The sequence below is a fragment of the Nostoc sp. genome (assembly GCF_036917415.1).
GTDB lineage: Bacteria > Cyanobacteriota > Cyanobacteriia > Cyanobacteriales > Nostocaceae > Nostoc.
Genome location: NZ_JBALDJ010000055.1, coordinates 1 through 12,719 on the forward strand (window position 1 = coordinate 1; position 12,719 = coordinate 12,719).

A 12,719-nucleotide genomic window follows, 5' to 3' on the forward strand; every position below is an offset into this window, starting at 1 on the left:
CATTTGTTATTTCGGCGTACTCATTTGTTATTTCGGCGTACTCATTTGTTATTTCGGCGTACTCATTTGTTATTTCGGCATACTCATTTGTTATTTCGGCATACTCATTTGTTATTTCGGCATACTCATTTGTTATTTCGGCATACTCATTTGTTATTTCGGCATACTCATTTGTTATTTCGGCGTCTCCATAACGCAATACACTTGGGATAAGCCTTTTTCTCTCCCCCTGCCTCCCCTGCTTCCCCTGCTCAAGAACAGCCTACCTAGACAGATAAATTTCCTTAACTGAACCGTATTGCTCCATAACGCACCCTACAAAACTACTAGAATTGAAACCTATGCTGGTTATACTTGTGTGTACACCGTAGCCTCATAAAGGGGGGAAACTTAAAATCTTGCCCCCTCCCCAATACATCAGGGAGGGTTGGGGAGGGGTGATTCAAGGATTTTTGCAAGAGGTTTAATACCGTTCAATGTCCCTACTTTTAATTCTTGATGCACGGGTACAACACAGCCAGTTGTCCCTTCCGGCGTTTGCTTCTTCATTACAACATGGCTACCGGTTTGTCGAATTTGCTCAAAACCCAAACGCTCCAGTGCGCGAATTGCCTCCCTACTGGAGATTCGTGGCAACTTAGGCATAGGTAATTTCAATGCTGGTCATATATCTTGGAGATGTTTCAGGTAGAGAAAATTCCTCTAAGTAAAGCTGCGTTGCCTCTCTCAAGCTAGCAATTGCCTGTTCGATTGTTTCTCCTTGATCGACCGTACCAACTTCGGGACACTCAGCTATATACATATCTTCCTCTTTATAAATGAGGACTGCAAAGCTGCGAGTTTTCATCGTACTGTATCCTCAATCTTTTTTATAGCAAGCATAGCATCACCCTTTCTTTATAAAGATTGCTGCCATGAACACCCATCAGTGGAGCGATCGCGTCCAAAAAAACAGTTTATAACCCTGCCATAAGTGTTAAATGAGAGCATTTTTTAAGTCCCCAATCGCTGACTTCGACCACCCACTCAATTCGGAAATGTCTAAGACTCATTCGCTTCGAGGTTTTGTTTCATCTCTACACCGACGGCACGAGCAGCAGGATCTGAACTTTGTAGCAGTGTACTTGACACATTATGCTGCTCAATTTGGCTTCGGTTTTGACTAAGTTTGTACTTACCTGACAAACGTGTAACAGTTATTTCAAATCCCACAATGCCATTCATCAGACCTTCACGAAATCCGTCAGATAAACTGTGCCAATGCGATTTGTAGTCAGCTTCGTAGGTATCTATCATCTCGTTTATCATTTGGTTCATTGATTCTGGGGACTGATTGAGCATGATGACTTTGGGAATACCATAGGCGTGAACAGCAATATAGTTCCACGTTGGTACGCTCTCATGCTTTTCATATAAGGTAGGGGAAATGTAAGCGTGTGCCCCGGTGAAAATAACAAGTAACTCAGTGTCAAGGGCTTGCGATTGAGGATTTTGCTTTGCCAGATGACCAATTAATTTAACAGTATCCCCTTCCATTGCAATCACAAGAGGAACGTGTGAAGCATAAGGTACACCGTCTATGATCGATACCAACGTAGCGAAACTATTCGCTTTCATAAAGGCGATCAATTTATCAACATTATCTTCTTGAAAAACAGTTGGTCTATACATGGCGATTTAACCTTACTATCAACTATAAAAAAGTCTCGTTAACTCTCATGTGTATAGCAAATGGAGAATGCCTAATTATCATTGCTTCTCCTCTCAATTTGGCAAGCCCTCAACTCGCATCAAATCTAATTCGCGTTCAAATATTTCATCAATTGGCAACATTTGACCATCAACAGTCATAAATTTATGGTCTTTTGTTGCCCGAATTATTGAACCATCTTCCAAGCAATACTCAAATACCTCTTGTTGTCCGCGATCGTGCCACTGTGCCACAGGTTGCGTGTAAATATTTCCATTATCATCAATGCTGTACACAGTACATTCAATGCCTTTTTCTACAATTTCTCCAATCGGCATCAATCCATATTCTACTGTCAATATTTCCGTGTCATAGCTTAAACAATATTCAGCAAACTTCAACATTTGCTCAAATAATTCATCCGCAACTTTTTTCTGAACGCCATTTTTCGCTGCGCCATCCACGAATTTTTCTCGCTGCTTTTGCATCTCAGAAACTTTCTTTTTACCCATCGCCCGACGCAGTAAGTCAGCTTGTCCTAAAGAATATCCCGCCATATCCTGAGCAATTTTCATGATTTGCTCTTGATAGACCATAATTCCATAAGTTTCGTCTAATACTGATTCTAGAATTTGGTGTTGATAATCAATCTGTTCTCGACCATGTTTGCGGTTAATAAATTTAGGAATCAGTCCCGCATCTAGTGGCCCAGGTCGATAAAGCGCCAAAATAGAAGAAATATCTTCTATATTAGAAGGCTTCAAATCTCGCACTATCTGACGCATCCCAGAAGATTCTAACTGAAATATCCCTTCTAACTCACCTGCTTCTAATAATTCATAAGTTTTTTGTACATCTTTTGGCAAAGTGCTATGTTCGCCTTTAGCTAATATCCTCTGGGCTTTTCTTTCATCGCGAGGAATTTCATCAGGATCGACCCGATATCCTCTCGTTTCTTGAATTAAATCAACGGTCTTTTGAATCAGCGTCAGGTTCCGCAAACCCAGAAAATCCATTTTCAGTAAACCCATTGATTCCAGGTCTTCCATGAAATACTGGGTAATTACGGAACCGTCATTATTCTTCTGTAACGGCACAATTTCATCAAGTGGATCGGCAGAAATTACCACACCTGCGGCATGAACACCAAAAGTTTTGTTAGTTCCTTCAATTCGCATCGCCATATCAAGCCAATGGCGAACGTGCGGTTCTTTATCATATTTCTCTTTAAACTCTGGTTCTGGAGTTTGATCGGAAATCATCACCTTGAGTTTAGTTGGTTTCCCCCGTACCACAGGAATTAATTTCGCCATTTTATCAGCTTCCCCGTAAGGAATATTTAATACTCTGGCGACATCTTTCAAAACTGCTTTAGAAGTCAGACGGTTAAAAGTAATAATTTGGGCAACTCTATCCGCACCATATTTCTCAGTTACATAATCAATCACTTTATCCCGTTGTTCAATACAGAAATCCGTATCAATATCAGGCATGGATTTCCGTTCTGGATTCAAGAAACGCTCGAATAGTAACCCATGATGTACAGGGTCAATATTAGTAATTCGCATTGCATAAGCAACTAATGAACCAGCCGCAGAACCACGACCTGGCCCCACAGGAATATTATTATCTCTAGCAAATTTGATGTAATCCCATACAACTAAAAAGTATTTGGAAAAACCCATCTGCTGAATCATTTTCAGTTCGTATTCCAATCTTTCTTTATAGACGGAATCAACTTCTTGGCGAGATTTGCGATTTAACCGTTCTAAAAGTCCGCTCCATGCAACATCTTCGGCGTAAGTGTCAGCAGTATGACCGGAGGGAATGGGGGGTGTAGGAATCTGAGGCTCACCCATAATATGGTAAGGCTCGACTTTATCAGCGACTTCTCCAGTAGTGGCTACAGCTTCTGCAATTACATCATCCGGCAAATGGTCGCGAAATAGCTGCTGCATCTCCTCACCAGATTTGAGATATTCTGTGCCGCTATAACGCATCCGCTTATCTTCAATAATTAACTTGCCAGTTTGAATGCATAGCAAAGCATCGTGAGCTTCAACGTCAAAACAAGAAATAAAATGTGAATCATTAGTGGCAACAATTTTAATCCCTAATTCCCGCGCTATTTTGACAATTTCAACATTCACAATTCGGTCTTCTTGAGAGCCGTGATCTTGAATTTCTAAATAATAATCATCACCAAATACATCTTGATACCACTGAGCAACTTTCCGGGCTGCATCTGGTCTATTACTGAGAATTGCTTGGGGAATTTCTCCACCCAAACAAGCGCTGGTGACAATCAAGCCTTCATGATATTCTTTTAATAAATCTTTATTAATACAAGGTCGAGAAAAAATTCCTTTACCTTGAACACCTTTAAGGTGAGAAATTGTGGTTAATTTAACTAAATTTTTGTAACCTTTAGTATTTTTAGCTAAAACAACTTGATGATATTTGGGGCGGCGTTCTTGTTTTTCAATATCGCCGTTAATTACATACATTTCATTGCCGATAATCGGCTTAATATTTTGACTACGGCAGATTTTGATCAGTTCAACAGCTCCATACATGACACCATGATCGGTAAGGGCGATCGCTTTCATTCCCAGTGCGATCGCTCGATCCACCAACTCTGGAAGCTGACTTGCCCCATCAAGCAAACTATAGTCACTGTGAATATGTAGAGGAACAAAGGACATAAGCATCTCCAAGCACAAGCCAAGATATCTCTAGGGGCCTACCTTGTGGTATACCCTTTCGAGCCAGATTTTGCAAAGCAACGGAATCTTAGATTAACAGTTTTTAACCAAAATTAAAGCTGTTCTTTTTCGGGAATTATCACTATCATTAGTGTTGTTTTAATAGTTACAGCAATTAACCAGTATCTAGCCAATGAGTCAAACAGAGAGAACAACTTCGCCTGAAACCAAAGCTAGCCCTTGGTGGCAGCGTATCCCTCTCACGTTGCAAATTCTCATCGCCTTAGTAGTGGCAGTCAGTGTCGGAATTGCCCTTGGTGCGGGGAATCCCAATCCCAGCAACGCTGCTTTAATCAACAATTTAGCAATTCCGGCAGAATTGGTGCTAAAGGCTCTCCGCGCCTTGGCTACACCCCTGATTCTGGTAGCAGTGCTGCATACTTTGATGACTACCAATATCCCTGGAACAGCCGGACGGCGGCTGGCTGTGCTACTTTTAACCAACACTACTGTAGCTATTTTGGTGGGACTTTTGGTAGCCAATGTACTGCGTCCGGGGACTTGGGGCAATGTTAGCACCTCAACAAGTACGGCAATAACTCCTCAGAGTCTCGATCCTTGGGGAATACTCAAAGATGCTGTACCAGAAGCTGTCCTCAAGCCATTGGTTGATAATAATGTCATCCAGCTGATTGTGATTGCCCTGAGTTTTGGCATCGTCCTGCGGGGATTAAAATCTGAACAAATCGCCCAAGGCAAAAATGGATTCCAGCCGATAGAGGATGTCATCGGAATTTTATTTGAAGCGGTAGTCCGCATCCTCAACTGGGTAATTGCCTTAGTGCCGTTCGCAGTCTTTGGGATTGTAGCTAAAACTATTGCGATGCAGGGCTTTGCACCGTTTAAATCTTTGGGTGCATTTATCGTAGCCGTATTGTTAGCACTGGTATTACAAGCGTGCTACTACCTCACCAGAGTAAAATTTGGTTCTTGGGTACACCCGCTAAAATTCCTAGCTGGCGGTTCTGATGCCTTTTTGACAGCTTTCTCAACTTCTTCCTCAGCGGCGGCAATGCCCGTAACCTTTGAGGTTTTGCAAACAAAAGTCGGTTTAAGGGAATCTTCTGCTGCCTTGGGGTCATTAGTCGGGGCAAATTTCAATAATGATGGCACTGCCCTCTACGAAGCAATGTCTGCGTTGTATATTTCCCAACTGATTGGACAACATCTGAGTCTGACACAGCAGTTAGTTGTCATCCTTACCTCGATTTTTGCATCTGTTGGTGCGGCAAATATTCCCAATGCGGGGCTGGTAACAATGACACTAGTGTTCACTTCTGTCGGCTTACCTACCCAGTACATTGCTTTGCTAGTTACTGTAGACTGGTTTCTGGATCGCTGCCGCACCGCAATTAATGTTATGGGAGATATGACTGTCAGTGCTTTACTTGACGGCAAAAAGCCACGTTCTGTGGACGAGGCTTAATTTGCCAGCTTTTAGTTGAGTTCAGCAGTTTTTCAAATATCTAATGCTGTTGAGGCCCCTTGGCGTCACATTCTTTAGTCCAGCAACGTTCTAAAAGTTGCAGACGCCAGATCAATACAAAGCGTTGGGGATTCAATACTAATTTAGTGTCGCGACTAAATAAGGGCTGGTTCAGATACTGCCAAATAGGAAATTTAATTTTGGTGTGTTTTGGAGTCATAAAAACAACAAAAATAATATAAAAGTTTTGTCTAACAATTCCCTGATACTGTTTTTCTAGTTAAAGGCTACCCTGCGTTTTTGCAATTGTCTTTGTGGCAATTGCGGAATTTTGGCAAGTGAATTTATGTTATTTCCGCTTTAATACTGAAATTGCACGCACCATTTTTCTGATTCCCAGGACTTACGCACAGGTCACGGAAAATCAAACCACAGAGAACGCAGAGAACACAGAGGAATAAGAGTTAGAGAGGTTTTTTGCGTAAGTCCTAATTCCATAAAATTTCGCATTTCTAGGTAGGTTGATGCTGGATTAATTGTTTTAGCCTAACTAAATTGAAACAGGACTGACGCTTTCATTGCGTAAGTCCTGTTTCATAAGATTTGCGATTTTTGTCACCAAAGAGCTAGTTATACAGTAATTATTGTTTTTTAGCGTCACAAGACCTTCGATTTTGATACTAGACGATAGTGAAATTAGCGACAGTCAGCGTGGTAGTGTTAATGCCAGTCAAGGTTGCCAAAATTTCATCAGTAGCAGTTACTATAATCTTGTTACCAGCGAAACTTAGTTGATTGAAAGTCAGACCACCAGACAAGCCAATCAAGTCAGCACCTTTGCAGAAGTCGGTAATAGTATCACTGATATCACTCAAGCTTTGGTAAATAAATTGGTCATTACCGCTACCGCCAGTCAAAGTATCGTTACCTGTACCACCAACGAGAATGTCATCACCAGTACCACCGATGAGGTTATCGTTACCAGCACCACCGCGTAGCAGGTCATTGCCACTCTTGCCATTGATGCGGTCATCACCTCCCTGACCATTAATGACATCACTTGAATTGTCAAAACCATTGACATGATTGTTCAAGTCATTGAGAAAGGTGACTGTGTTTTTGTTGAAAATAGTGCTTTGAGTAGAGTTGGCATTGAAGACATCAAAGCTATCACTAATTTTGCTTTGCCCATTAAACAAGATATTGCCCACTGCTGATAGGTTATCTACTTTTTCCAGGGCAAAGTTTTGCAGGATAATTTTTTCACCAGTCACCCCTTCAAAAGCGATTTCCAGATTGTTACTATTTTCAGTGAGTAGGAGATTTCGGGCAGTTAAGCCTGAACCTTGGAATTTTAAGGTATCAACTTCGGCAACGATCGCTGCTGATAACTTTGAGCCTTTACCTATCCCACTAAAATCGGTAATGGTATCAACACCGTCACCTAAATTATAAACAAATTCATCTTTGCCTTTACCACCTGTGAGGATATCGCTACCAAGACCACCAGATAACAGATCGTTGCCATTACCGCCATCGATGTAGTCATCACCAGGAGTGCCATGAAGTACATCGTTGCCATTGCCACCAAATAGGCGATCGCCTATTTGGATAGTAACACTAGCAGCATCAGTGAGTTGGCGATCGCTGATGGTGTAGTCGAAACTAGCCGCACCAATAAAACCGGTAGTTGGGGTAAACAAGATAAAGTCATCTGCCGAGTTATTGGGAGTTCCATTATTTTTGAGTACGGCAGTACCGTTGGTAATACCACTGATACCAGTGATGCTTAAAGTATCACCATCAATATCTATATCATTAACTAGAATGGTGCTGGTAAGAATTTTGATGCTGGTGTTTTTCTTGGTAGTAGCTGTGTCTGCAACTGCAACTGGAGGATGATTAGGAGCCTTAGTCGTTGCAAAGCCAAAGATGACGTAGCTTTGACCCTTGCCAAATAAGCTCTGGTCATTTTTCCTGTTGGCATTTGGCGCTCCGATAATTAAGTCGTCAAAGCCGTCGCCGTTGATGTCTCCGGCATAGCTAACGGAGCTACCTGATTTGTCTAACTCTTTGATCCCATTGATCGCGAAGCCGTTGCTGCCGTTTAGATCGGAGAGGTTCAGTCTGACACCAAAGCCACTGCTATTGCCAAACACTATATAGCTCTCCCCGGCAGTAAAATGACCATTGGGGTCGGCAAATATTGCCCCGATAATCAGATCGTCGAAGCCATCACCGTTGAAGTCTCCTGCACTGCTGACTGAGCCGCCTGCTCCGTCATATTCATCGATGCCATCGATCGCAAAACCATTGCTGCCGTCCAAAGACGAGAGGTTAAAGTTGGCTGCAAAATTGCTCTTGCCAAACAGTACGTAACTCTCCCCAGCCTCGAACTTGCTTTCAGTGCTGTCGGGGGAGGCACTAGATGCTCCAAGAATTAGGTCATCAAAGCCATCACCGTTGACATCTCCTGCATTGCTGACAGATATGACTGGGCCGTTGATTACAAAACCGTTGCTGCCGTTGAGGGTGGAGAGGTTAAGGCTGGCTCCAAAACCACCGCTCTTGCCAAACACCACATAGCTCTTGGCAGTTTGTGTGTTGATAATCAGGTCGTCGAAGCCGTCGCAGTTGACGTCTCCAGCATTGCTGACGGAATAGCCTAAGAATTCACCCATCTTCATGCCGTTGATTACAAAGCCGTTGCTGCCGTTGAGAGTGGAGAGGTTAAGGCTGGCTCCAAAGCCACTGCTCTTGCCAAACACTACGTAGCTCTCCCCAGCAAGAACTTGACCGTTGGGATCGGTATAAGGTTTCCCAATAATCAGGTCGTCGAAGCCGTCACCATTGATGTCTCCTGCACTGCTAACGAAGTCGTTCAAGTAGCCAGATCCAACAATGCTGTTGATAATGCCGTTGATTACAAAGCCGTTGCTGCCGTTGAGGGAAGAGAGGTTAAGGCTGGCTCCAAAGCCACTGTTGCTGCCAAACACCACATAGTTCTCCCCGTGAGTCGTTTCCCCGATAATCAGGTCATCGAAGCCATCACCATTGACGTCTCCTGCATTGCTGACGGAGAAACCTGAACGGCTATACTTATCAGTGCCATTGAGCGCAAAGCCATTGCTGCCATTGAGAGTGGAGAGGTTGAGGTTGGCTTCAAAGCCACTGCTTTTACCAAACACCACGTAGCTCTGCCCAGCATTGTACAGTCCGTTGGGGTCGGCTAAAAGTGCTCCGATAATCACGTCGTCGAAGCCGTCGCCGTTGACATCTCCTGCATTGCTGACGGAGGAGCCTGATGTGTCTTCTTCATCGATACCGTTGATTACAAAGCCGTTTTTGCCGTTGAGGTCAGATAGGTTAAAAACTGCTGAATTAGGTGCCATTGATGTTGTTTTAATTTTTAAATTTTGAATTGCTTCTCATCCTACCGTTACCACCCGCCGAATTTCGTCGCTGCGAAATCCGATCGCCATTGGACGACGTACCCCCAAAAGTGCTACCACGTCGTACAATTCCAGTACCACCCCTTCTATTCGCAGGGAATGGACAATATCACCGCTTTTCAGGTCAATCACTAGTAACCCACAGCGAGGCTCAACGTTTTTCTGATATAATTTCTCGTCCAAAGCCAAGCCGCTAAAGGTCTTGTTATGCCTGGGTTGAGAAATTCCTACTACTGCAAAGTTGCCATAAAATGCACAACCGCGCAGATATCCCGGACAGAAGGCGACTGGTTCAAACACTCTGCGCTTTAAGTCGGCAAAGCCAAACTCTCCTGTGCCTGAGTTGAGTAGCCAGAGTTTTTCCTGATGCCAGCGTGGGGAGTGGGGCATAGAAAGCCCCCGCAAGACGATTTCATTGCTTTCTACATCAATGACACAGCCCCCACTGAACCGATGCTCTCGCCAGCCTTCGGCTACGTCCGATTGGCTAACAGCAGTAACGTATTTGGGTTTTTCTTGCTGCATTGCTAACCCATTCAGGTGACATCTATCCTCTGCCGCTAGTTTGCTAATAAAATTTGGTTGCCATAGAGGAACGAAACTGTGGGTTTCGCTGACTGTTCCCAAACAACTAAATAAAGTATTGATAAATAATAGCTTTTGTGAGTTTAAATCCTTCTCTTCTGCTTTACTCAAAGCGATATCGTGAATATCTAAATCTCCTGTCACATAACTCATCTGGGGCAAATAGAGAGCATCGTAGCCTTGGTGGTTTTCTCCAGGTTGGATAATGTTTTCAAATCGCCACAGTTGGTACAGGGAACTCATGTAGAGGCTGTTACCATTGGCATACAACCCCATGCACCGCTCAAAGCTACGTTCAAATACAGACAATTTGCCGTTTGGTTGCAAGCCGATGAAAAATAACTTCCCCGCTTGATAGGTAGTGAAGGACAAACTAAGGTTTTGCTCATATAGCCAAGCGGTAAACTGGCGAGAAGCGTTGATTTCTAAAGATGGTTTGTCAACGTTGCTGTCACTGGAATTCACTTGGTTTAGACTCCTTGATAACTCTGGGGTTTAGGCGATGAAAATTTCGTTGTAGGGCAGAAAAAACCTTTGACTCGATGCTCTTACTATTGGACATAAGCTGCGTCAGCTGCACTGAGCGATCGCTGTTGATACAGTTGTTATACCGATTCTGTATGAAGATGCGCTAAACCATAAGTACAAGAAAGAAAAACGAACCGCATTCGCGTTAGCGTCTCCCCTTGGGAGAAGGACGCATTCGCGTAGCGTCTCGTTAGAGAAGGACACAAAGAAAGAAGTTAAAATTTGGCGCAGCCTCACAAAGAAATGGTATTAGTACAGTTTTGTGTAAAAGCGTAGCGTTTTTAATATAGAAGAACCCATTGGTATTGTAAGGAAACACATTAACAATGCAAGGGAAAACATTCGCATTGTCAAAGGACGCATTAACAATGCAAGGGGAAGCATTCGCATTGCAAAGTATTGCCAATGCTTGAATCTACTCTGCATATAGACAAAAAAATGGGATAGGCATCTTGCCTATCCCACAAAAAAAGATAATTTTTGTCAAAAGCGGTTTCGTTAGGTTAAACTTCTCATTATTTAATAATGAGTGCCCGTTTTCCGATGGTTGATGGCAGTAACAGCATCAGGCTTAAGTAATTTCCCTTCGTCCACAGTTGCATACACAACCCAATGATCGCCACATTCCAGGCGTTGGTTGACTGAGCATTCCAAATATGCTAAAGCATCGGTAAAGACGGTACAGCCGTTATCTGCAACTGCTGTACTAAAGTTGGCAAATCGATCTTCCCCAGGCGCGAAAGATTTACGGAAATGCTTCATGTAGTCTTGATGATTGCCTTCAGGTAGAATATTTAAGGCAAACTTACCGCCTGGATACATCAAAGATTCGATCGCTCGGTCTTTAGCGATCGCCACAGTTAGTCCGGGTGGGTTAAAAGTGGCTTGAGATACCCAAGCGCCTAACATTGCGGTAGACACTTCTCCTTGTCTAGCTGTCACCACACAGACGGAACCAACAATCCGACCAACTGCCTGTTCCACTGGGGTAGCAGCTTGTTGTGGTACGCGTACCTTTTTAGCCTTTTTCAGTGCTTGGGCAAAGTCTGTACCTAGTTCTTCACAGTATTTGAGAGTGACATCATCAGGTTTAAACTTCACCTTCAGGGTGTCAAAACCGAAGCGATATCCAGAATCTCGAAGTTTACCTTCGATTAAGTCAAAGGCTTCGCCACTCCAGCCATAAGAACCAAAGACCCCAGCTAGTTTGCTGTTGTCACCGCTTGAGATCACAATCCCTAAAGCAGTATGAATGGGAGTTGGCGCATGACCACCGATGGTAGGAGAACCAATGATAAAACCCTCTGACTGTGCTAGGTTGATGCGAATTTCATCAGGGGTAGCAAATTCGCAGTTAATCGATTTGACTGCGACTCCACCTTTAGTCAATCCGAGAGCGATCGCTTGTGCTAAAGTCGCTGTATTTCCGTAAGCTGAAGCGTAAAGTAGGGCAACGGAAATCTCGCGATCGTTGTGAGAACGGCTCCACTCTCCATAAGCTTTGGTAAGTTCAATTAAGCCGGTGCGTACTAAAGGCCCATGACCCACAGCATACATTCTTACCTGCAAATCTGATATTTTCTCCAAAGCTGCTTGCACATGAGGAGTTTGGGGAGCCATCAGGCAGTTAAAGTAGTAACGCTGGTCTTCTTTGAGCGCTTCCCAGTTATCATCAAACACTTCATCACCACAGAGATGAGTTGCAAATAACTTATCTGTGTAGAGAATTTGGGTTTGCTGATCGTAGGTACAAAGTCCTTCCGGCCAACGTGGACTAGGAATGGGGAAGAATTTTAAAACATGACCCTTGCCTAAATCGAGAGTTTCTTTCCCCCGCATCACCAAGACGTTCAAATCTTGCTCTAGGAAAGCTGCACGCAAATTGTTCGCACCGGGAAGAGAACAGACAAAAGTTACCTGTGGTGCCAGTTCTAAAATTGCTTTGAGGGTTGCAACTCGATTAGGACTAAAATGACCCAGGATGATATAATCCAAACTTTGTAAATCTAAAGTCTGCCGTAATGCCTCTAAATAAATTTCGGTAAAGCTTTCTGGCGGTGGATCAATAAGTGCGGTTTTATCAGCTTCAATTAAATAGCAATTGGAGGTAGTACCTCTTTCAAGTGCGTATTCAATTTCAAACCGCAGACGTGACCAACTACGTGCTCTGATAGCTTTAGTATTTGTAGCAATTGGTAAAACTTGTACGTCGCGTGGCTTGGAATTGGTCATAGCTGTTAAAAGTTGGGGAACAGAGACTAGGGACTGGGGAC

10 protein-coding genes are annotated in these 12,719 nt (G+C 43.4%); 1 reads left to right on the forward strand and 9 read right to left on the reverse strand.

Features of this window, described 5'->3' with window-relative positions; genetic code table 11:
- The 5 genes from V7K41_RS10355 to V7K41_RS10375 all read right to left on the reverse strand — a co-directional run.
- On the reverse strand, nt 1–199 hold a 199-nt coding region (locus V7K41_RS10355; RefSeq protein WP_334847791.1), incomplete at its 3' end, for a hypothetical protein.
- Between the two features lie 218 nt (nt 200–417).
- Complete coding sequence (locus tag V7K41_RS10360; RefSeq protein WP_334847793.1) at nt 418–645, reverse strand: type II toxin-antitoxin system HicA family toxin; 228 nt, start codon at nt 643–645, stop codon at nt 418–420.
- Complete coding sequence (locus tag V7K41_RS10365) at nt 638–847, reverse strand: type II toxin-antitoxin system HicB family antitoxin (RefSeq protein WP_334847794.1); 210 nt, start codon at nt 845–847, stop codon at nt 638–640. Before V7K41_RS10365 ends, V7K41_RS10360 begins: the two co-directional genes overlap by 8 nt.
- Nucleotides 848–1,041: 194 nt before the next feature.
- Nucleotides 1,042–1,671 carry an FMN-binding negative transcriptional regulator gene (locus V7K41_RS10370; RefSeq protein WP_334847795.1) on the reverse strand — a complete coding sequence of 210 codons (630 nt, stop codon included), beginning with the start codon at nt 1,669–1,671 and terminating at the stop codon, nt 1,042–1,044.
- 93 nt (nt 1,672–1,764) lie between these two features.
- Nucleotides 1,765–4,395, reverse strand: a complete 2,631-nt coding sequence (locus V7K41_RS10375) for a DNA polymerase III subunit alpha (protein ID WP_334847797.1) — start codon at nt 4,393–4,395, stop codon at nt 1,765–1,767.
- Between the two features lie 193 nt (nt 4,396–4,588).
- On the opposite strand from V7K41_RS10375, the gene V7K41_RS10380 reads away from it, so the two are divergent.
- Complete coding sequence (locus V7K41_RS10380) at nt 4,589–5,881, forward strand: dicarboxylate/amino acid:cation symporter (protein ID WP_334847799.1); 1,293 nt, start codon at nt 4,589–4,591, stop codon at nt 5,879–5,881.
- Between the two features lie 40 nt (nt 5,882–5,921).
- Here the strand turns inward: V7K41_RS10380 and V7K41_RS10385 are convergent, their stop codons facing one another.
- From V7K41_RS10385 to V7K41_RS10400, 4 genes are all read right to left on the reverse strand, one after another.
- On the reverse strand, nt 5,922–6,101 hold the full coding sequence (locus V7K41_RS10385) for a hypothetical protein (RefSeq protein WP_334839362.1): 180 nt from the start codon (nt 6,099–6,101) through the stop codon (nt 5,922–5,924).
- Between the two features lie 460 nt (nt 6,102–6,561).
- Nucleotides 6,562–9,273, reverse strand: a complete 2,712-nt coding sequence (locus V7K41_RS10390) for an Ig-like domain-containing protein (RefSeq protein WP_334847800.1) — start codon at nt 9,271–9,273, stop codon at nt 6,562–6,564.
- A 36-nt stretch (nt 9,274–9,309) separates the two neighbouring features.
- Nucleotides 9,310–10,383: a TIGR03032 family protein gene (locus V7K41_RS10395; RefSeq protein ID WP_334847802.1), complete on the reverse strand. Its 1,074-nt coding sequence runs from the start codon at nt 10,381–10,383 to the stop codon at nt 9,310–9,312.
- Nucleotides 10,384–10,965: 582 nt separating this feature from the next.
- The gene (locus V7K41_RS10400; protein WP_334847804.1) at nt 10,966–12,678 is read right to left on the reverse strand and encodes a diflavin flavoprotein; all 1,713 of its coding nucleotides are present in this window, start codon (nt 12,676–12,678) and stop codon (nt 10,966–10,968) included.
- Nucleotides 12,679–12,719: the final 41 nt, after the last annotated feature.